The 22,877-nt window shown below is 30.2% G+C and carries 16 protein-coding genes and 1 pseudogene; 1 reads left to right on the top strand and 16 read right to left on the bottom strand.

Annotated elements, in window-relative coordinates:
• Nucleotides 1-49: 49 nt before the first annotated feature.
• The 15 genes and pseudogenes from dnaG to PHEL85_RS14475 form a co-directional block, all read right to left on the bottom strand.
• On the bottom strand, nucleotides 50-2,083 hold the full coding sequence (gene dnaG / locus PHEL85_RS14405; RefSeq protein WP_036826769.1) for a DNA primase: 2,034 nt from the start codon (nucleotides 2,081-2,083) through the stop codon (nucleotides 50-52).
• A gap of 267 nt (nucleotides 2,084-2,350) precedes the next feature.
• A complete protein-coding gene (clpX, locus tag PHEL85_RS14410) occupies nucleotides 2,351-3,589 on the bottom strand; it encodes an ATP-dependent Clp protease ATP-binding subunit ClpX (RefSeq protein WP_036826771.1) in 1,239 nt (412 codons plus the stop codon).
• A 30-nt stretch (nucleotides 3,590-3,619) separates the two neighbouring features.
• On the bottom strand, nucleotides 3,620-4,282 hold the full coding sequence (gene clpP, locus PHEL85_RS14415) for an ATP-dependent Clp endopeptidase proteolytic subunit ClpP (RefSeq protein ID WP_036826773.1): 663 nt from the start codon (nucleotides 4,280-4,282) through the stop codon (nucleotides 3,620-3,622).
• Between the two features lie 180 nt (nucleotides 4,283-4,462).
• Nucleotides 4,463-5,785 carry a trigger factor gene (tig, locus tag PHEL85_RS14420; RefSeq protein WP_036826776.1) on the bottom strand — a complete coding sequence of 441 codons (1,323 nt, stop codon included), beginning with the start codon at nucleotides 5,783-5,785 and terminating at the stop codon, nucleotides 4,463-4,465.
• Nucleotides 5,786-5,880: 95 nt separating this feature from the next.
• Nucleotides 5,881-6,241: pseudogene (locus PHEL85_RS14425) on the bottom strand (phage holin family protein).
• Nucleotides 6,242-6,347: 106 nt separating this feature from the next.
• Nucleotides 6,348-7,991, bottom strand: coding sequence for a polysaccharide lyase family 7 protein (locus PHEL85_RS18290; protein ID WP_316931388.1), 1,644 nt, complete (start codon nucleotides 7,989-7,991; stop codon nucleotides 6,348-6,350).
• A 284-nt stretch (nucleotides 7,992-8,275) separates the two neighbouring features.
• Nucleotides 8,276-10,825: an adenosylcobalamin-dependent ribonucleoside-diphosphate reductase gene (locus tag PHEL85_RS14435; protein ID WP_036826781.1), complete on the bottom strand. Its 2,550-nt coding sequence runs from the start codon at nucleotides 10,823-10,825 to the stop codon at nucleotides 8,276-8,278.
• Between the two features lie 188 nt (nucleotides 10,826-11,013).
• On the bottom strand, nucleotides 11,014-12,192 hold the full coding sequence (locus PHEL85_RS14440; RefSeq protein WP_036826783.1) for an AIR synthase related protein: 1,179 nt from the start codon (nucleotides 12,190-12,192) through the stop codon (nucleotides 11,014-11,016).
• Between the two features lie 101 nt (nucleotides 12,193-12,293).
• Complete coding sequence (locus PHEL85_RS14445; RefSeq protein ID WP_036826786.1) at nucleotides 12,294-13,805, bottom strand: PD40 domain-containing protein; 1,512 nt, start codon at nucleotides 13,803-13,805, stop codon at nucleotides 12,294-12,296.
• 11 nt (nucleotides 13,806-13,816) lie between these two features.
• The gene (locus tag PHEL85_RS14450; RefSeq protein ID WP_036826789.1) at nucleotides 13,817-15,157 is read right to left on the bottom strand and encodes a CsgG/HfaB family protein; all 1,341 of its coding nucleotides are present in this window, start codon (nucleotides 15,155-15,157) and stop codon (nucleotides 13,817-13,819) included.
• Between the two features lie 7 nt (nucleotides 15,158-15,164).
• Nucleotides 15,165-15,569 carry a curli assembly protein CsgF gene (locus PHEL85_RS14455; protein WP_036826792.1) on the bottom strand — a complete coding sequence of 135 codons (405 nt, stop codon included), beginning with the start codon at nucleotides 15,567-15,569 and terminating at the stop codon, nucleotides 15,165-15,167.
• A 22-nt stretch (nucleotides 15,570-15,591) separates the two neighbouring features.
• Complete coding sequence (locus tag PHEL85_RS14460) at nucleotides 15,592-16,311, bottom strand: CsgE family curli-type amyloid fiber assembly protein (RefSeq protein WP_036826794.1); 720 nt, start codon at nucleotides 16,309-16,311, stop codon at nucleotides 15,592-15,594.
• Nucleotides 16,312-16,325: 14 nt separating this feature from the next.
• On the bottom strand, nucleotides 16,326-16,757 hold the full coding sequence (locus tag PHEL85_RS14465) for a hypothetical protein (protein WP_036826797.1): 432 nt from the start codon (nucleotides 16,755-16,757) through the stop codon (nucleotides 16,326-16,328).
• Between the two features lie 67 nt (nucleotides 16,758-16,824).
• Nucleotides 16,825-17,823 carry a hypothetical protein gene (locus tag PHEL85_RS14470; RefSeq protein ID WP_036826800.1) on the bottom strand — a complete coding sequence of 333 codons (999 nt, stop codon included), beginning with the start codon at nucleotides 17,821-17,823 and terminating at the stop codon, nucleotides 16,825-16,827.
• Between the two features lie 422 nt (nucleotides 17,824-18,245).
• Nucleotides 18,246-20,429: a glutamine synthetase III gene (locus tag PHEL85_RS14475; protein WP_036826801.1), complete on the bottom strand. Its 2,184-nt coding sequence runs from the start codon at nucleotides 20,427-20,429 to the stop codon at nucleotides 18,246-18,248.
• 168 nt (nucleotides 20,430-20,597) lie between these two features.
• Between PHEL85_RS14475 and PHEL85_RS14480 the strand changes: the two genes are divergently transcribed.
• The gene (locus PHEL85_RS14480) at nucleotides 20,598-21,611 is read left to right on the top strand and encodes a glutamine synthetase beta-grasp domain-containing protein (protein ID WP_036826804.1); all 1,014 of its coding nucleotides are present in this window, start codon (nucleotides 20,598-20,600) and stop codon (nucleotides 21,609-21,611) included.
• A 211-nt stretch (nucleotides 21,612-21,822) separates the two neighbouring features.
• Here PHEL85_RS14480 and PHEL85_RS14485 read toward each other — a convergent pair whose 3' ends face one another.
• Nucleotides 21,823-22,755 (bottom strand): calcium/sodium antiporter, encoded by a 933-nt coding sequence (locus tag PHEL85_RS14485; RefSeq protein ID WP_036826807.1) that lies wholly within the window; start codon nucleotides 22,753-22,755, stop codon nucleotides 21,823-21,825.
• Nucleotides 22,756-22,877 lie beyond the last annotated feature (122 nt).

The following is a 22,877-nucleotide window of genomic DNA, read 5'->3' on the forward strand; positions in this document are numbered from 1 at the left end:
CTAAAAAATTCCTATGGGTGTAAACACCCTTTTTTACAATTTCTTAATATTAGACAACTCTATTTAATTTTTCAAAAAGCCTCATTTTTAAGTTGGTATAGTTCCTTATAACTTCTAAATCTATTGAAACTCCCTGATCTTTTACTGCAGCATTCATCAACTCTTCAATTTTTTCTCCTATTAAAACTCTTCTTAAATTATATACCACATCATTCACTCCTTTTGCTAATACTTCTAAAGCAGATTTTACTTCAATATTTTGTCCTTCCCAATCACTTAGTTGACGATTAGGGTTTTCTTTCTCCATTAAAATGGATGTTACTATTGTAGCTATTTCAGGGTTTTTATGGTTAATTAAATCATCAATATTTAATTTTTCTAACTGATTTAACTGATGAATAATTTCAGTATAAATTTCTTGAAAAATAGCATTAGAAAACTCTATTTCATCTTCGTGCAAATGCACATAAATTTCTGCCGAAACAGTATTTTCATATTTTCTTAACGCAATTTTTTCTCTTCCTTCATCATCAACATTAATAACCTCTTCAATAAATTCTATCTCTTCGTTTCCATATAAAAGTAGAATTTTAATAATTTCGTTTTCTAAAATTGAGAGTTGATCAATTTTTTGAGAAGAAACTGGGCCACCTTTAACCAAGCCCATTTGAGCTTGTTCTTGTTCCATAAAATATTCTGGTGGTGGTTCATTAGGATCTTGCTGAGGACTATTTTGATAATTTCTATTTTGTTGCCTATTTGTTTTACTCTTTTCTTGTATCCCTTTTTTTAATAACTGCGCTAATTCGCTAAATAAAACTCGCTCAGAAATATCCATAATTCTAGAACATTCTTGCACATAAACTTCACGCTGAATTCCATCAGGAATTTTAGAAATACTCGTTACAATATCTCTAATTACTCCTGCTTTTTTTATAGGATCGTTATTAGAATCTTTTAATAAAAGTGAAACTTTAAAGTTGATAAAATCTTGCGCAGAATTTTCTAAATACGCTTTTAAATCTGCATCTGAATTTGCTTTTGCAAAACTATCTGGATCTTCACCATCTGGAAATTGAACTACTTTTACGTTCATTCCTTGTTCTAGAATTAAATCGATTCCACGAATAGAAGCTCTAATTCCTGCTGCATCACCATCAAATAAAACGGTAATATTTTTTGTAAGTCTGTGTACTAATCTAATTTGATCTGAGGTTAAAGCTGTACCAGAAGAAGCCACAACATTCTCTACTCCAGATTGATTGAAAGAAATTACATCTGTATAACCTTCTACCAAAAAACAGTTGTCTTGTTTTGCTATTTCTTTTTTAGCTTGATAGATTCCATATAGAATTTTACTCTTGTGATAAATATCACTTTCAGGTGAATTTAAATACTTTGCTGCTTTTTTATCGGCAGTTAAAATACGTCCTCCAAAACCTAAAATTCTTCCAGACATAGAATGTATAGGAAACATTACACGTCCTTTAAAACGATCGAATTGCTTGTTTTCTTTTACAATTGTTAACCCTGTTGCCCCAAGATATTTTAAATCATAACCTTTATCTAAAGCTGCTTTTGTAAAATTATCCCATTCATCAATACAATATCCTAATTCGAATTTTTTAATCGTTTCATCTGTAAAACCACGTTCTTTAAAATAAGACAATCCTATTGCTTTTCCTTTATTGGAATTCAGCATTAAATCATGAAAATAATCTTTGGCAAAATTAGAAACCAAAAACATACTTTCTCTTTCATTCATCTGAGCTTTTTCTTCTGATGTTTGCTCAGTTTCTTCAATTTCTATATTGTATTTTTTAGCCAACCATCTTAATGCTTCTGGATAAGAAAAATGTTCATGTTCCATTAAAAACGAGACTGAATTCCCTCCTTTTCCTGTAGAAAAATCTTTCCAGATTTGTTTTACGGGAGAAACCATAAAAGAAGGAGATTTTTCGTCTGTAAAGGGACTTAAACCTTTAAAGTTACTACCTGCTTTTTTAAGTTGAACAAATTCACCAATAACCTCTTCTACTCTTGCAGATTCGAAAATACGGTCTATGGAACTTCTTGATATCATTAATTGGGTTTATTGGAAAGTAATAACAAATATAGGAATTAGAATTTTTGTTTTAAAAGTTCTAAAATGAAAAACTTCAAAGATTTTTATTCTGGTTAAATTTCAGAACAATTGTCTTTGAAGTTTTTATAAATTCTAAAAGAAAATTTTACAAACTTCCTTTTTTAGTGAGCATTACGCGTTAAGGATTGAAACGACATCCTTTTTTCTTTTTCAGAAAAAAGATATAGTGAAAAGCCTGACCTGAAAAGGAACGCCCACAAAGATTTAAGAAGCCGCTTTTAACTTCTTTAAAGTTGTATTTGTTAATTTTGCTTCTGCGTATTCTTTAGTTACATTAAATTCTTTTTGATCTGAACTTGGTAAATCGAACATTGCATCCGTAAAAATCGCTTCACATAGAGAACGTAAACCTCTTGCGCCTAACTTATATTCAACTGCTTTACCTACAATGTAATTTAATGCTTCTTCTTCAATTGTAAATTCTACATCATCCATTGTAAACAACTTAGCATATTGCTTAATAATAGAGTTTTTAGGTTCTGTTAAAATTGCTCGTAATGTTTTTGCATCTAAAGGATTCATATAACTCAATACTGGTAAACGGCCAATAATTTCTGGAATTAACCCAAAAGACTTTAAATCTAAAGGCGTAATGTATTGTAATAAGTTTTCCTCATCTATTTTATCTTCTTCTAAAGAAGCACCAAAACCAACTGCTTGTCTGTTTAAACGTTTGCTAATAATTCTATCAATTCCAGAAAAAGCGCCTCCTGCAATAAATAAAATATCTTTAGTATTTACTTCTATAAATTTTTGTTCTGGATGTTTTCTTCCACCTTTAGGTGCAACATTTACAACAGAACCTTCTAATAATTTTAATAAAGCTTGCTGAACTCCTTCTCCAGAAACATCTCTTGTTATTGATGGATTATCACCTTTTCTGGCAATTTTATCAATCTCATCTATAAAAACAATACCTCTTTCTGCTTTTTCTACATCGTAATCTGCAGCTTGTAAAAGCCTACTTAAAATACTTTCTACATCTTCACCAACATAACCTGCTTGCGTTAAAACGGTTGCATCTACAATAGAAAAAGGTACATTTAACATTTTTGCAATTGTTCTTGCAACTAATGTTTTTCCAGTTCCTGTTTCACCAACTAAAACAATATTAGACTTTTCGATTTCCACATCATCTTCATCATCTTTATCTTGTAAAAGACGTTTATAATGATTGTAAACAGCAACTGCCATTGCTCTTTTAGTTTCATCTTGACCAATGATATATTGGTCTAAAAAGTTTTTAATTTCAATAGGTTTTTTTAGCATTAAATCTTTAGACAAACCATTAGATTTTGAGTCAGAAATTTCTTCCTCAACAATTCCATGCGCTTGTTCTATACATTTATCGCAAATATGAGCATCCATACCTGCAATTAGCAAATCTGTTTCCGCTTTTTTTCGTCCGCAAAACGAACATTCTAAGTTTTCTTCTTTCGACATTTTATCAGCTTTATTCTTTTAGCAATTAACCTATGATTTTCTAGCTAAAACTTCATCAATCATTCCGTAAGTTTTTGCTTCTTCTGCTTTCATCCAGTAATCTCTGTCTGAATCGTCATGAACTTTTTCTATAGTTTGTCCTGAATGACTTGCAATAATTGCATACAATTCATCTTTCAATTTTAAAATTTCTCTTGTTGTAATTTCAATGTCTGAAGCCTGACCTTGTGCACCTCCTAAAGGTTGGTGAATCATCACTCTAGAGTGAGGTAATGCAGAACGTTTCCCTTTTGCACCTGCACACATTAAAACGGCTCCCATTGAAGCTGCCATACCTGTACAAATTGTTGCAACATCTGGTTTAATAAATTGCATAGTATCATAAATACCTAAACCTGCATATACTCCTCCTCCTGGAGAATTAATATAAATTGAGATATCTTTATTGGCATCTACACTTTCTAAAAACAATAACTGAGCTTGTATAACATTGGCTACTTGATCGTTAATTCCTGTTCCTAAAAAGATAATTCTATCCATCATTAAACGAGAGAAAACATCCATTTGGGTAATATTCATTTGACGTTCTTCCATAATATATGGCGTTAAACTACTTGTTATTTTACCTAAATATGTACTGTTGATTCCTTGATGTTTTGTTGCGTATTTTTCGAACTCTTTTCCGTAATCCATTTTCGTGATTTTGTTTTAAGTTTAATACTGTAAATATAAGAACTATTTTCATACTTCTTTGTTACATATAGTCGCTAAAAAAACCTGAATCTAACAATTCAGGTTTTTTTTATGAGATTTCTCGACTTCGCTCGAAATGACAATTTCTAAAGCTAAATTCGAAAAAATAGTCTTTACTTTTTATTTATATACTTCTTTTACGAAATCTTCGTAAGAAAGTTCTTTAGATTTAAAGCTCATATTCTCTTTGTAAAAAGTCAATAATTTTTGACTAATTAATTGAGACTGTAATTTTTGAGCTTCTTCTTGGTTTTGTAAGATTCTACCAGCAATATCATCCAATTCTTTTTCTTCTGGATTCATATTACCAAATTGCGCCATTTGTTGACGGATAAATACCTTAGCATAGTCTACCAATTCTTGATACTCTAATTTGATGTCATTATCTTTCATAATCTTACCTTCGATTAATTGATAACGTAAACCTTTTTCAGACTTGTCAAATTCAGCAGCAGCTTCTTCTGCAGTTAATTCTTTTTCTCCTGCAGTTGCTAACCATTTCTTTAAGAAATCAGCTGGTAAATCAAACTTAGTGTTCTCTACTAAATGCTCTGTTACAGCATTTAATAATTGTTGATCTCCTTGTTGTAAGAATTGCTTTTCTGCGTCTTCTTTAATTTTTTCTCTTAATTCAGTTACAGAGTTTACACTTCCGTCAGCAAATAATTTATCAAATAATTCTTTGTCTAAATCAGCTGGTTCTGTTTTTGTAATTTCTTCTACAGTTAAAGACACTTTTACATCTAAATCATGAATTACATCATGAGATACACCTAATATGTGTTGTAATTTATGATCGTCTTCAAATAATTTCTTAGTATCTAACTCAATTACATCACCAACTTTAGCTCCTATTACTTTCTTTTCGTTTTTCTTCCCTTTAAGGTCGTTTACTAAAAAAGTTGATTTTTTGTTAATTTCACTTTCTTCATTTACAAAAGTACCAGTTACATTAGAATGCTCTGTAGCCTCATCTAAAGGACTCATTTTTCCATAACGAGTTTGAATATTCTTAACTTCTTCGTCAAGTAATTCTTCTGTAGCAATAATATTATATTGAGTTACTTTCTTTTTAGATTTTAAATCCACATCAAATTGTGGTGCTAAACCTAATTCGAATTCAAAAGAAAAAGTTTCAGCATCCCAATTAAAATCTTCTTGCATTCTAGGAATAGGATTTCCTAAAATTTCTAATTTTTCTTCAGTGATAAAATTATTTAAAGAACTCTGTAAAAGCTTGTTAACTTCATCTATCATTATAGATTTACCATACTGCTTTTTAATCATTCCCATTGGCACGTGTCCTTTTCTAAAACCAGGAACATCAGCCTTTTTACGATAATCTGTTAATAATTCTGTTACTTTTGCTTGATAATCATCAGCAACGATATCAACTTTTACAACTGCGTTTAACGCATCAATGTTTTCTTTTGTAATATTCATTTCTTGTTCTCTTATTCTTTAAAAAATCGAGTGCAAAATTAATCATTTTTATTGATTGCACAAATGTTTAAATACTTCTATTTCAGTATTTTTGTTTAGTTTTTAATTGATTTCTTATCTTCTTTTAATAAAGAAAATAATACTGACCTAAAAATGGACAGTAAAACGCTGAATAATAGCGCTGCAAAAAAAGCCTGATACTGCAAAACCATCTACCAATTTATCTGCCAACAATACAATACAAGCATTAATAACAAATAGGAATAAACCTAAGGTTACAATAGTTGCTGGCAAAGTAAAAAAGATTAAAAGTGGTCTTACAAACATATTTAGTAGCGAAATTACAACTGCAACTATAATTGCAGCAGTATAACCAGCTACAGAAATACCAGGTAATATATTAGCCAAAACAATTACTGCTAAAGCCGTTAGTAAAATTTTTAAAAATGTTTTCATAATATGTATTTTAGATTTCTGTATTCTCAGGAATAGTAATTTTTATTATCAAAAGCGAAAACTATACCAAAAGAAAAAGCATGAAGTTTTGGCAGGTTTTAAAACATCACTTCTTTACAATACGCTTATTTACTATACCTAAATCGCCCAAAAATCTAAAATTATAAATTCCTGATTTTAATGTAGAAATATCTATACTGCTATCTTGTACAGTTTTTTTTATAATTAATTTCCCTAATTGATCGTAAACAAATACAGTATTAAAAGATTCAAAATTATTTATATTTATACTATTCTTTGCAGGATTTGGCCATAATGTAATATTCTCTAAATTAGAAAAATTTGAATCAACATTTAAGGTTGTAACTTCAAAAACTCTTAGTTCTAATAAACTTACCCAAGAACCTGTATATAAATCTGCACCTGTTACTGTTATTTTAACAAAACGTGCATCTATTCCTGTAAAAACATCTACTATTGGGCTAGATTCTGTACCAGAAGTTGCATTATTAGATCTATCTACAATATCTGTATAAACACCATTTTCTGTATCAGATACTGAAATTGTGTACTGATATGCTCTGTCTGAATAACAAACTACTTCTGTTCTTTCTATTGGATAACTTTCACCCAAATCTACAATTGCAGATTGTGGAAACCCAGAAACAGACCATCTTGTAGATGTTAAACCATCTACTAAATTTTCTACAGCATTATCACCATCATGAGTTCCTGTTCCGGCAACAGATTTATTTAACGCTAAATTTTGCCCAAACGCATCTTCATATATAGTAACCATACTTGTATCTTTAAAACCTCCTTCATCTGTAGTAACTGTAATTGTAGCTGTTCCGGTAGATTTCGGTGTTACAATTCCGCTTGCACTAACAACAACTATTGATTCATCTGAACTGCTATAACTCACGCCTTTATTTGTTGCAGCTTCGGGTATTATTGAAGCTGTAAGTTGGTAAGCACTACTTTGGGAAAGACTTAAAGGATTTGGCGACAATGAAACTCCTGTTACAGCAACTGCATCATGTACAACAGAAAAATCATATACTAAAACCTCTCCGTAATTATTTGGATCATCAGTATCTGTCTCTTCTTTCTCTGCATTACTTTGCGTATAGTTTCCTATTTTAAAATAGGTTTCATCATAGTTTAAATCCATCACATAATCATTAGCTCCATCTTTAATTAAGTACGACTCTGCAGTTCCATTATTATAAGCTGCTAATAAATTATTGTCTTCTGAGTAATAACAATAATGTTTACCATCTTCTACCACAAAAATCACTTCATGTTTTGTTCCTAAAATATAATTGGTTTTTATGGTGATACCTTCTCTTAACTTACCTCCATTAAAAGATAAAAAAAGATGGTTATCTTCTAATCTTAAAACCATAGAATCATCTATACCATCATCTTTATTACCATGTATTTGTGTTGCTACTAAATGAGGTTTGTTAATTGGCAAATGCGTAATTGCTTGTTTTACATAAACCATGTGTTTACCCTCTGTAGTCCAATAAATATCACTAGAACCATCTGCTTCTCTTTCTCTTAATTCTGAACGGATGTAGCTTGAGTTTGGAGTCGTTCCGTTATCACTTCTAACAGGCGCATTAAATACAATAGCATCTCCAGTACTATTCACATAAAAATATTCATTATTTTCTTCTGTACATAAAGTTTTAACTTCATCTCCATTAGGGTAAGTTATTTTCCATTGACTACAATTTGCCATTAAATCTGCCGGTTTTTGGGCAAAAGAAGGAGTTATAAAACAAGTTAGTAAGAAGCAAAAAAGGAATAAATAACGAGAATTTTGTTTGTTAATTTTCATGTATTCTTAAAATAGTTTTGTACTAAAAAAATAAAATTGGTTAACCAATTTTATTTTACGCAAATTAAGAATAAAAAAAGGAATTACAAAGAATTGGTTAACCAATTTATAATTAACAAAATAAGCATAAAAAAACACCCAAAGCAATAATTGCAATGGGTGTTTTATATTTTGAAATTAAATTTCTATCCACATTTAGAAGAACCACACTCTTGACAGGTTAAACAACCTTCTTGATAAATTAAATCTGTAGAATCACAATTATCACAAGTTTGCCCTTTCGCTTTCGTACCATCTTCTACATAACGTTTTAATGCTCTTTGAACTCCGTTTTTCCATGTATTAATAGATTCTGAATCTAACTGTAAACTTTGTATCAATTCTACAATTTTATCAATTGGCATTCCATGACGTAAGGTTCCTGAAATTAGTTTTGCGTAGTTCCAAAATTCTGGATTAAACTTATGGCTCAACCCTTCAATAGTGGTTTTATAGCCTCTTTTGTTTTGATATTGAAAATCGTAACGAGAAGAACCATCTTCATTTCTACTTTTAATAATCAACCCTTTGTCTACCCAACGAGGAATTAAAATTCCATCTTCATCATCTATTAAACCTGTAAAAATTTCGTAAGGTTTATCATCAACCAAACCTACAAAAGCAATCCATTTTTCTTTTTGATTTTGAAAACGAACAACATCTGCTTCTAAGATTAGAGGACGTTTTTTTGGCAATCTAGAATTAATAGTTTTCTCATCCTTTTTTTCATCCGCAGAAATTAATACTCCAGAACGAGAACCATCTCTATAAACAGTTACTCCTTTACAACCTACTTCCCAAGCTTTTAAATATAATTCTCCAACCAAATCTTCTGTTACATCATTTGGTAAGTTAACTGTAACACTTATAGAATGATCTACCCATTTTTGGATAGCTCCTTGCATTTCTACCTTACTTTTCCAATCAATATCATTTGATGTTGCTTTGTAATAAGGAGATTTTTTTACCAATTCATTTATTTCTTCTTGCGAAAAATTCTTGCTAGAATCTATATTATTTACATCCATCCATTGTTTAAAACGATGATGAAAAACTACATATTCTTCCCAAGAATCTCCAACCTCATCAACAAAATCTACACGAATTCCTTTATCATTAGGATTTACTTTTTTTCTACGTTTGTAAACTGGCATAAAAACAGGTTCAATTCCAGATGAAGTTTGCGTCATTAAACTCGTTGTTCCTGTAGGTGCAATGGTTAACAAAGCAATATTTCTACGTCCATGTTCTAACATTTCATAATACAGCTTGCTATCGGCTTCTTTTAATCTTAAAATAAATGGATTTTCTTTTTCTCTATCTGCATCAAAAATAGAAAATGCACCCCTTTCTTTGGCTAAATTCACAGAAGCTCTATAAGTTTCTATCCCTAATGTTTTATGTACTTCTGTAGAAAATTTATTCCCTTCTTTACTTCCATAACGAATTCCTAAAGCAGCCAACATATCTCCTTCTGCAGTAATCCCTATACCTGTTCTTCTACCTTCGTATGCTTTTTGTCTGATATTTAGCCACAGGTTTTTTTCTGTTGCTTTTACATCATCTTGTTCTGGATCTGCATCAATTTTTGCTAAAATTCCATCAATTTTCTCTAATTCTAAATCAATGATATCATCCATCATTCTTTGCGCAATAACAATGTGCTTTTTGAATAATTTAAAATTGAATTTTGCTTTATCTGTAAAAGGATTCTCTACAAAAGAAAACAAATTCATTGCCAATAAACGACAAGAATCATAAGGACATAAAGGAATCTCTCCACAAGGATTTGTAGAAACTGTTTTATAACCTAAATCTGCATAACAATCTGGTACAGATTCATTGATTATTGTATCCCAAAACAAAATTCCGGGTTCTGCAGATTTCCAAGCATTATGTACTATTTTTTTCCAAATTTTAGTCGCTTCAATTTCTTTCGTATAAACAGGATTATTACTAAATGTTGGATATTTTTGAGTGTACTTTTTATCCGCTTTTACGGCTTTCATAAAAGCGTCATCAATTCTTACAGAAACATTCGCTCCGGTAACTTTTCCTTGCTCTAATTTAGCATCGATAAAATCTTCTGCATCTGGATGATTGATAGAAACAGACAACATTAAAGCTCCTCTTCTACCATCTTGTGCAACTTCTCTTGTTGAGTTAGAATAACGTTCCATAAAAGGAACAATTCCTGTGGATGTTAATGCAGAATTCTTTACAGGAGAACCTTTTGGACGAATGTGTGATAAATCGTGACCAACACCACCTCTACGTTTCATTAATTGAACCTGTTCTTGGTCTATTTTCATGATTCCTCCATAAGAATCTGACTCACCATTATTACCAATTACAAAACAATTAGACAAAGAAGCAATTTGAAAAGGATTACCAATTCCTGCCATTGGACTTCCTTGAGGAACGATGTATTTAAAATTTTTAATTACATCAAAAATTTCAGCTTCTGTTAATGGATTTTTATATTTCTGTTCTACTCTTGCAATTTCTGAAGCAATTCTTTGATGCATTTCATCAGGTGTGCTTTCATAAATATTATCGGCAGAATCTTTTAAAGCGTATTTATTTAGCCATACAGAAGCAGCTAATTCATCGCCTTTAAAATAGTTTAGAGCAGCTTTTAAAGCCTCATCTCTAGAATATGTTTTTTGAGGAGTGAGCACAGTTTGGGATTTCATTATATTTTTAGATTATTTAAATTGAATTGATTATTGGAGTCCTAAATGTCACAAAAAAGCACAAGGAAAAAGATGATAATTGTCATAAAGTTTCCAATAAAAAAGTTAAAACACTTATTTTTAGAATCTTATTGACTTATCAACATTAAAAAGTTAACAAATAATTTGATTTTTTTTAAGAACAGAATTTAATATTCAAAAACACCAAACTCACTTTTAATAGTCAGTTTTTTAGTTTCTGATGCTTCTACTCTTCCTACAATTTGAGCATCTACATTAAAAGATTTAGAAATTTTAATGATGTCTTCTGCAATTTCTGGAGAAACATATATTTCCATTCTATGACCACAATTAAATACTTGATACATTTCTTTCCAATCTGTTTTAGATTGTTCTTGTATCAATTTAAATAATGGCGGAATTGGAAACATATGATCTTTTACAATATGTAAATTATCTACAAAGTGCAAAATCTTTGTTTGTGCACCTCCAGAACAATGAATCATTCCGTGAACTTGATCCGAAGAAAAATTAGATAAAATTTCTTTAATAATTGGCGCATATGTTCTTGTTGGAGATAAAACTAGTTTACCTGCATCAATAGGAGAATTTTCTACTTTATCCGTTAATTTTATATTACCAGAATACACTAGATCTTCTGGTACAGCAGCATCAAAACTTTCTGGATATTTTTCTGCTAAATATTTATGAAAAACATCGTGTCTTGCAGACGTTAATCCGTTAGAACCCATCCCTCCATTATATTCAGTCTCATAAGTTGCTTGTCCAAAAGATTCTAAACCAACAATTACATCACCTGCTTTTATGTTTGCATTATCAACAACATCGGTACGTTTCATTCTTGCAGTTACCGTAGAATCTACAATAATTGTACGCACTAAATCACCTACATCTGCTGTTTCTCCTCCAGTTGAATGAATAGTAACTCCAAAGCCTTTTAAGTCTTCTATTAACTCTTCTGTTCCGTTTATAATTGCTGATAAAACTTCTCCAGGAATTTTGCTTTTATTACGACCAATTGTAGAAGACAACATAATATTATCTGTTGCACCAACACATAATAAATCGTCAATATTCATGATTAAAGCATCTTGAGCAATACCTTTCCATACAGAAACATCGCCAGTTTCTTTCCAATACATATAAGCTAAAGAAGATTTTGTTCCTGCTCCATCTGCGTGCATGATTAAACAATAATCATCATCATTTGTTAAATAATCTGGAACAATTTTACAAAATGCTTTTGGAAATAAACCTTTGTCTATATTCTTAATTGCATTGTGTACATCTTCTTTGGATGCAGAAACACCTCTTTGTGCGTATCTTTTAGAAACTTCTTGACTCATGTTGTTGTGTTGTTGAGTGCAAATTTAGTTTTTCTAAATTTTATATCAATAAAAAAAGCGAACGTTTTTTTATCGTTCGCTTTTAATTTTTTTGTTAGATCTTATTCCCAATCTGGCATAGTTGCGTCAGAAAACATAACTGTCCTTTTAATATTTCCTGATAAATTAGTTGATGTAATCCTTTTTTCTGAAATACCATCATTAGATGTGTTTACAAAAATAACACTCGCTTCATTTGGTGAAAAACGAGGATCTAAATCATTAGTACCATTTTCTTTTTCATCTTCAGAAACATCTATAAAAGTATAATCGGTAAAATTATAAATAAACAACCTTGTATCTAATTGTCTGTAATTAGATGCTTGATGATTAGAAACATCTCTTGTAAACAATAATTTATCACCTGAAGTGGATAAATTTAAACCACCTAAAGCTCCTTGTACTCCAGAAACAACATTTACTAAAATAGTACCATTTAAATCAATAACTAAAATAGCCCCATTGTATCCATTAGAATCGTTTGTTTTAATAGCTACTTTTGTTCCATCACTACTCCAATCACATTCTGATATTAAACTACCATCTAAAGTTTCAAATACTTTATGCAATCCACTTCCATCTTTATTTATAGCATATAGCTTATTAAAAGAAGCGTATAATAATTTACTGCCATCTGGCGACCATGAAAAATCCATTTCATTTAAGCTAAAACCAGATAATGGAATTGTTGACGTTATTTTATTAACGTCATCTCCATTCGTTTTCATAGTAAACAAATGAGCTTCATTGTCTTCTATTCTTAAAAATGCTACTAAGTTTGATATATTATTTCTTCTAGGTCTCCAAGAATTTAAGCTAGAGTTTGTTAATTGTACAGTATTAGAAACTTCACCGTTTTCTTCATTAAAACTTGAAGAATAAATTACATTATTTCCTCCTTCATTTTTTACATAAAAAAACCGGTTTGCTGGGTCATTTATAATTGCAAAGGAACTAATACTACTTATCACCTCTGTATTAATACCATCATTCACTTCAATACTCCAAAAATATTTTGCTCCATATTTTAAATCAGATAGTGTATAACTTTCTTCTGTTAAATCTGTAATTCTGGTGATTTCATTATTAAAATCATTTCTAATTTCAATGATATATAATAAATCATCATCATCTGGATCTGTAGATTCCCAAGTCAATTCAACTTCATTTGGTAAATCTATTTCTCCATCAATAGGCGAAACAAGTTCTGGTTTTGTTGGCGATTTATTTAAAGACGTTGAAATTTCCATTTCTAAAACAATATTTATAACTCCATCTACAACAACTGTTGCTCCCTCATACTCATCTAAATAACCATCTTTAACCCCTTTTACAGAGTACTCTTGCGTTTCTATTCCTTCAAATAAAAAAATTCCTTCAGCATCAGTAAACACTGTATTATTAGTGGGTGACAACACTATTTTTACATTTTCTAAAGGAAGGTAGCCTTCTTTCTCAACAACTTTACCCGATAAGTCTCCATATTCTATTAAACCAATAGTTCCATCTTCTCCACAACTAGCAAAAAAGAGAGTTATGAATAGTATACTTAATAATCTAATTTCTTTTTTCATCTGAATTTTGTTTAAAAATAAAAATTAACACCAATTCCAAAACGCCATACTAAATCATTTTTCTCTCCTACAACTTGTCCATCTAAACCATCACTTAGCAGCATATTATTTTCACCGTTTACAAAAAGTCCCACCTTATTTGAAACTAAATATTCAATACCCAATCCTCCTTGAAATTTAAAATAAGTATTACTCAAGCTTTTTCTAGACATTGTTCCAACTCCAGCATATATATATGGAGTAAATTTTTCATAGGGCAAAATCGTATATTCAAGATTAAGACCTGAGGTTATAAAAGTTTCATGAAAAATATCTTTATTATCGAGTTCAAACCTTCCAAAAGTTCCCCAAAAATTAAATTTTGGATCTTTGAATGTATGTTTTAACTTAAGATCAAAACCAAACTGACTTGTAGAGTTTGCATAATCTCCTTTTATTTGAGACATTCCTAAACCTACCCCTGCAGCAAACTTTGCACGTCTCTTTTCTTTTTTTCGATTATAAAGTTCAGTTTTATCTGCATTTATTTCTTCCTTTTTATAAACTTCTTTAACATGCTTTATTACTCCTTCACCTCCACTAGGCCTCCAAACACCATCAATAATTCCTTCAACAATTAATAAATCTACTGCTTTATCTATTGCTTCTTTTACAGCTAATTGAGAAGGTTCATTTTTAGTAACTCCTGTTTCTACCTCTAACAATCTTTTTAAAGATACGTAGCGATATAAGTTAGCAGAAACACCTTGAGATAAAATTGTTTTTGACACGTATACATTCTTTAATATTTCTCCTGTTGATGTAGATACCACTCTTAAATAAACAGTAATTCTATCTTGACGATATTGATTTGACATACCTGCTCCAAAATAACGCAATCCAGAACCCCCTGTTATAATATTTGAATCATAAGAAACTACGCCTCCTTCAATAATTGTACCTGCAAAAAGTAAAGGTGGCATTGTTACTTTTTGTCCATTTGCATATTCTTGACGTGTATTTCTAATTATTTGTCGTTCATTTAAAAGGTTTCCAATATTTTCTCTTTCAATAGGTCTAAACCATCCAGATTCTTCAAGTGATTTTAGTAAAATTGTAGTTCCTCCTTGTGTTACAGCAGTACTGAATGTAGAACCATTTTCTGCAGGTTTATATTGCCCTGTTTGATCTCGAAACTTATAAACACCTACAATAATTTTCTCTTTAGGAAGAAATTTTTTAGCTAAAAACTCGGGTGAAGTATTCTCTCCAATTCTAGCTTTTGTCTGAGTAAAAGGTTGATTAAAATAAGCGCCGCAACTCGTTAAAACACTAATTATTAACAAGTAAATAATACTTATAGGTTTTTTCATAGTGATTTTAATTGCTATTAGGGACTGCTATCAGGGTTTGCTCACCAGTTGTAATATTAAGTATATTAACATTTAAACCGTTTGTTCCAGGAGTTATTTCAACTACCAAATCACCAAAAGTATAAGTACCAACAGTTAAGTCTGTACTACCTAATTGCTCTTGAAATAAACTTTGAGATAAAGAACTAAGTAATCTAGAATTTAAACTATTAGTAAAACTTTCTAAAGCTGTTGTCACCTCTATTTCTGCACTTTCTTCAGTAAAACTATTTTGAGCTGATACAGATGCCAAAATTTGCTGATAATTAAAAGTACTACCTCCAAAAAATGGACTTATAGGCGTGTATACCAAATCTTGTGAATACACAAAACCAGATATTAAAATGAATATATATATTAATTTATGTTTCATAACGAATAGAATTAAATGATTTCTATAATTTATTACTAAAAGTGGTTTTTCTTTTTTGACTGTAAGCTCTTAATTTCATCATAGCACTTGATACATTTGCTTTTAAATAATCTTCATTAGGTCTTGAAAAGAACTCATGAATTTTATTTCTATCAACTTCAATTGATATAATACTACTCCTCCCCATCGCTGGTTTTTCAATTATCTTAACTATAAATGGATAATTTTTACCCGTTACTAAATATTCTTTGTAAAAAAAATCATGATAATCTCTACCTATCTTTGTCATAGATTCGTCTATAACAATACCTCTTATTAAAAACTGTTCTTCACCAACTTCTTTTTTAACTACTTCTTTATCTTTGATAAAAAATGTATCCCTATGTATTAATTTATTTTTGTACTTGATAAATAGGTATACTTTTAGTTCTTCATCTTTCTTTAAATTGATTTTAATTACTGATAATTGCTTTTCTTCATTTGGTTTTAATGAAAAATCATTGGACTGATTGTTTTTAGATAAATTTCCAGAACTCCCTTTTTTAAGAACTACAAAATTGTAGTAAAGATCGTTTATGAAAAATGATTCTTCATTTATAACTTGAGCTCTAAGTGTTAAAAAATCATCTATTCTAGTTAAATTAATTTCCCCTTTAACTTCATATTTATCAAACTCTTGGGCGTAATAAAAAGTTGTGAAAAAAACATTTACAAATAATAAAACTATAATTTTATTTTTCATAAAAGTGTATCTAACTAATAGTTAATTATACTCATTTTAGCGCCACCAAATTGATATATTTGAAGGTTCTGGAACATAGAATTTGTTCCAACTATTTTTAATAAATTATCATTTCCTGCTTGTAATACACCCAAATTAATTGGTTGACTACTATTATTTAAAAATTGATAATTATTTCCATCTCCAATTTGAAACAAAGTATGTTCTCCATTGGTGTATTTACTGTTAATATTAGCAATATTTTCGTCACCTATTTGCTTTAATGAAATGGTACTAAGAGTTTTTTCTTTATTAACTTGAAAACTATTTGAAATATCACCTTGTAATTGTTGCGTATTTAATTGTAATTGTTCTGAAAAATAATTAGGTAATTTTTCATCTTGAGCACTCACTAAAAGAGAAAATAAGAAAAGAAAAATAATTGATATTTTTTTTATTGATTTCATCTTTCTGCTTTTTAAATTAAGAAAATGAAGTGAGAATAAAATATTCTCACTTCATTTAAAACATTAGTTAAAAGATACTATTTGTTTGGCTTACTTGAGCCGTATTATTGTCACCGAATTGCTTAACACATGAAGCGTTTTTACCTCCTAAAACTGCAGTTTGATTAACTAAAGAAGAGTTATCGCTACCAATTTGGTTAACACAACTACTATTACTTGCTAAATCAGCATATTGAGTAACACATGATATATTATCATTTCCTACTTGATTAACTGTAGAAATATTCATTTCTTCCTCAAAATATCCTATCATAGTTTGAGTTTCAACAGATGTATTTCTATCTCCTGTTTGGTAAACAGATGCAAAATTTTCAGAACCTAATTGTACTTGTTGCGCACCATTATCATTTCCTACTTGGTTAACAAAAGCTACACTTCCACTAGATTGGTTAGGACCACTATTTTGATCTTGAACTACAGTATTTCTATCACCGATAGTAATAGCTGTTGCATCGTTATTATCATAACGTTGTTTTTGAGAAGTACTATTTTCATCTCCATCTTGTTTTGCATAAGCTAAATTACCTTCTGATTTCATTGCTGTATCACTTCCTACATCTTGGATTGCGTAGTTATCGTCTCCTAATTGATGGATACGCCCTTCATTACCTTCACCAAACTGTTTGATATCTGCACCATTACGAGATCCAATCTGCACTGTAGATGCTAAGTTACCTATTTCACTTGGAAGGAAATTAGAGTTATCTTGTCTTATTAAAGACATATTACCAATACCCTCTTGAGTTCCATTTGCTTCATTGCTATCACCCATTTGTCTAACAGCAACTTTATTTCTACCATTTTTTACAAAATCTTCAGGCATTATTACTTGATCTACTTCACACACTGCAGTTGCAGGTGCTCCATCTTGTACAAAAGTTACTACTGCATCTGGAGTTCCAGAAGTTTTTTTAATAGCACCTGTTTGTCCATCAGTTAATATTAAATTTTGAGAAAATGTGATTCCTGTAGCTATACACATAGCCATAATTAATAATTTTTTCATGATATATAATTTTAAAATACGTTTATAAAATTTAGCATATCAAATTAATATTCGATATGTAGCATATCAAATATTAATTTGATATAAATTCAAAAAGAAATGCTAGAATAAATTTTTAGGGGTACTTAAAATTACTGGGGAAAATGTAATTTATAACTTACATTTTGATTCGACTCTCAAAGACGAGAGTTGTAAATATCTATACTAATTCAATCGATCGTTGTTTAAACATATCAAATATAAGAAATTTATATATAATATACCAATAAATAACGCTTATTTTTCTTGTTTTTTAGACAAAAAATTAACCACTGTAAATAAGCATGTTACATGAAAAAAAATAGAGAAAAGTAAAAAATAAATGAAAGTATATACCTATATATATACTTTCATTATTGGAAAAAATTATAATTGACGATTTGCTATCTTGTAAACAATAACTCTCTATATTTTGTAAGTGGCCATAAATTATCATCAACCATACTTTCTAATTTATCACAATGATATCTTATGTCTATAAAATAAGGTTTTACTTTCTTACTGTAATGTTCTGCCAGTTTTAAACCTATATACTTATTCGCTTTAGATTTTTCTTCTTCCATTTTAATTACCAAAGCATTGATCTGTGTAATATGATTAGAAATAATCATTATTAATTCTATTTGTTCTTTAGCAATAATCTTATATTCACCTCCAAAAATTTCTTTTAAATTCTTAGTGTTTTCTAATAATGTATTCTGATAAATTATAGCTGTGGGTACAACTTGATTTCTTGCGATATCTCCTAAAACTCGGCCTTCTATTTGAACCTTTTTAGTATAAGATTCTAAATCAATTTCATAACGAGCATCAAGTTCTACTTTACTCATAACTTCCATTTCTTCAAAAAGAGAAATTGCTTTATCAGAAACTTTTACTTTTAAAGCATCTGGGGTTGACTTATTATTACTTAAACCACGTTTTTTAGCTTCCTTTTCCCAAGCTTCTCCATAACTATCTCCTTCAAAACGAATGGCCTTAGAGTCTTTAATATATTCTCTAAGAATATTAAAAACAGCTTCATCTTTTTTAAGTCCTTTTTCATCTACTAATGTATCAACTTCAATCTTAAATTGTTTTAACTGTTTTGCAACAATTGTATTTAAAACCGTCATTGGAATTGCGCAATTTGCCCAAGAACCCACTGCTCTAAATTCGAATTTATTTCCTGTAAATGCAAAAGGAGATGTTCTATTTCTATCTGTATTATCTAATAATATTTCTGGAATTTTACCAATAATATTTAATTTTAAATCTGTTTTCTCTTGAGGAGATAATTTTCCTTTGGTAACATTTTCTAATTCGTCTAAAACTGCAGACAACTGACTTCCGATAAAAACAGAAATAATTGCTGGAGGCGCTTCATTTACACCTAACCTATATTCATTACTTCCAGAAGCAATAGATGACCTTAACAATTCTTCATAATTATAAACAGCTTTTATAGTATTTATAAAAAATGTAAGAAACTGTAAACTCTTCATTGGCGTTTTACCAGGACTTAATAAATTAGTTCTATTATCTAAAGATAATGACCAGTTATTGTGTTTTCCAGAACCATTGATTCCTGCAAATGGTTTTTCGTGAAATAATACCTTAAATTTATGTCTTCTAGATACTTTCTGCATTACATCCATCAACAAAGAATTATGGTCTACTGCTAAATTTGCTTCTTCAAAAATTGGAGCAACTTCAAATTGATTAGGAGCAACTTCATTATGTCTTGTCTTTACAGGAATACCTAACAACATACATTCTTGCTCTAAATCTTGCATAAAACTCATAGCTCTTGCAGGAATTGTACCAAAATAATGATCGTCTAATTGTTGTCCTTTTGCTGGAGTATGACCTATTAATGTTCTACCAGTAAGTTGTATATCTGGTCTAGAAAGTGCTAAAGCATCATCAATTAAAAAAAACTCTTGCTCCCAACCTAAAGTTGCACTTACTTTACTTGCATTTTTATCAAAATACTTACAAACTGCAGTTGCATGTGTATCTATTGCTTGTAAAGCTCTTAACAATGGTGTTTTATTATCTAAAGCCTCACCTGTATAAGCCACAAAAATTGTAGGAATACACAATGTAGTTTCATAAATAAAAGCAGGTGAAGTAGGGTCCCAAGCTGTATAACCTCTTGCTTCAAAAGTATTTCTAATTCCTCCATTTGGAAAACTTGATGCATCTGGTTCTTGTTGTACCAGTTGCTCTCCATCAAATTTCTCCATTGCCAAACTTCCATTGATTGATTCAAAAAAAGCATCGTGCTTTTCTGCAGTTGCACCTGTAAGTGGTTGAAACCAATGTGTATAATGAGTTGCACCTTTAGACATCGCCCAATCTTTCATACTAACAGCAACTTGATCTGCAATTTTTCTATCTATTTTAGTTCCAAGTTCTATTGCATTCATTACACTTTCATAAGCTGCACGTGTAAGATACTGTTGCATAGCATGTTTGTTAAAGACATTTTGACCAAAAAGTGTCGATCTTTTTTCATTCTGAACTACTTTTATAGGACTTCTATGTAGTGTTTCTTGCAAAGCGTTGAATCTAATCCTTGACATATTACTAATATTTGCTACTTATTTTTAATTTTAAACAAAGATACCCTTTCAAAATTAGGGATAAAATTATTTTTTAATGATTTTCAATATTTTACCCCTCATTTTTTTGATATGTAGGTAAAATATTTGATTTTTGTAGAACGAACATCACACAAATTATAATATATTATGGCAAAAATTAAATTAGAGTACATTTGGCTTGATGGTTACAAACCAACACAAAACCTAAGAAGTAAAACAAAGGTTGAAGAGCATGAAAATTTTCAAGGAACAATTGAAGAATTAGGAGATTGGTCTTTTGACGGTTCATCTACAAAACAAGCAGAAGGTGGTTCCTCTGACTGTTTATTAAAGCCAGTTGCAATATACCCTGATCCTGCTAGGATAAATGGATATTTAGTTATGACTGAAGTTTATAATGCTGATGGTACTCCACACGAATCAAATGGACGTGCAACTATTGATGATGATGATAATGATTTTTGGTTTGGTTTTGAGCAAGAATACTTTTTAATGGATTCTAGAACTCAATTACCATTAGGATTCCCTATTGGAGGATATCCTGGACCACAAGGAATGTACTACTGCTCTGTTGGTGGTAAAAACACTTGGGGTAGAGAATTAGTTGAAGAGCATGCTAATTTATGTATAGATGCAGGATTAAACTTTGAAGGAATCAATCAAGAGGTTGCTGCTGGACAATGGGAATTCCAATTATTTGCAAAAGGAGCTAAAAAAGCTGGTGATGAAATTTGGATTGCGAGATATTTATTAGATCGTTTAACTGAGAAGCACCATTATTATATTGAGTATCATCCAAAACCAGTAAAAGGAGATTGGAATGGTTCAGGAATGCACGCAAACTTCTCTAATACTATTTTAAGAGAATGTGGTTCTAAAGATAAGTACGCAGAAATTTGTGAAGCTTTTCGTCCTGTAACTAAAGAACATATTGAAGTTTACGGAGAATACAATGATGAGCGTTTAACAGGTTTACATGAAACTGCATCTATTAATGATTTCTCATGGGGAGTTTCTGATAGAGGAGCGTCAATCCGTATTCCAATTATCGCTGTAGAAAAAGGATATAAAGGATGGTTAGAAGATCGTCGTCCAGCTTCAAATGCTGACCCATATAAAATTGCTGCAAGAATTATCAAAACTGTAAAACCAGTTAAGTAATATTAACGCTTATATAAAATAAAAAAACACTAACATTAATTTGTTAGTGTTTTTTTTATATGAATGTCTCGTCCTAATATAGTGTTACACTTAAATTCTAATTATTTATGAAAATCAATTATCTGTTTTAATTAAAGTTAGTTTTCAAATAAAAAACTTAAAAACGTTTCATCAAAAATAGATATAAAACATTCATTAAAACTGAATGAACTTATATAGTGAAATAAATAAACAACCCATAAATAGCCAAGAGAACTATACCATCTTTCCAGTTTAAACGCATTCCTTTTGGAAAAAACACCAAAGGAAGAATTAGTAAAGAAACTCCTAGCATCCAAAATATATCATTATTGAGCAACCCCATATCTGTAACTGCTACAGGCGTAATCATCGAGGTAACTCCTAAAACAGCCAAAATATTAAATACATTTGACCCTATAAGGTTTCCTAAAGAAATTGCTTTTTCTTTCTTTAAAACAGCTACTACAGATGCAGCAAGCTCAGGAATACTAGTTCCAATAGAAACTACTGTTACTGCAATTACACGTTCTGTTACACCAAACTCTAACGCTAATGCTGTTGCCCCCTTAATAAGTAATTCTGAGCCTCCCCAGAGCCCCAAACCCCCTATAGTTAAGAAAAGAACAATTTTATATAATGGTAAAGGTTCATCATCTTCTGGAAGCTCATCTAAAATCGCCGTTTTTTGAAAACGCAAAAGATATACAAGAAAAATAATTAGAAATGAAAATAAAATTACCCCTTCATATTGCACAATAACCTTATCACTAATTAAGAATAAATACAACATTGCAGAAGCAATCATCATTACTGGCCAATTTGTTTTATAAAAACTTTTTTGCACCTCCATACTACCTAATAATAAGGTAATCCCTAAAACCAATCCTAAATTGGCAATATTAGAGCCAATAACATTTCCTAAGGCTAAATCTGGTGCTCCACTTAATGCAGCATTTATACTCACAATTAATTCTGGGGCCGAAGTAGCAAAAGAAACTACTGTCATACCAATAACAATTTTTGGTATTTCTAATTTTAATGATAAGGCAACTGCAGATTTTAACAACCAATTACCACCTAAGATCAACAAAACTAAACCCGCAATTATTAATAAAAAATTCATGAATTTTATTTTTGGCGAAGATACATTTTTATCACTTTAAGAAGAAAACAAAAAATGAAAAGCATAAAAATTGGACTTAAAAAAATACATTTTCCTTTACATTTCAAAAACAAACAAAAAAC

Origin of the sequence: Polaribacter sp. Hel1_85, from assembly GCF_000766795.1 — a bacterium.
Lineage (GTDB): Bacteria > Bacteroidota > Bacteroidia > Flavobacteriales > Flavobacteriaceae > Polaribacter.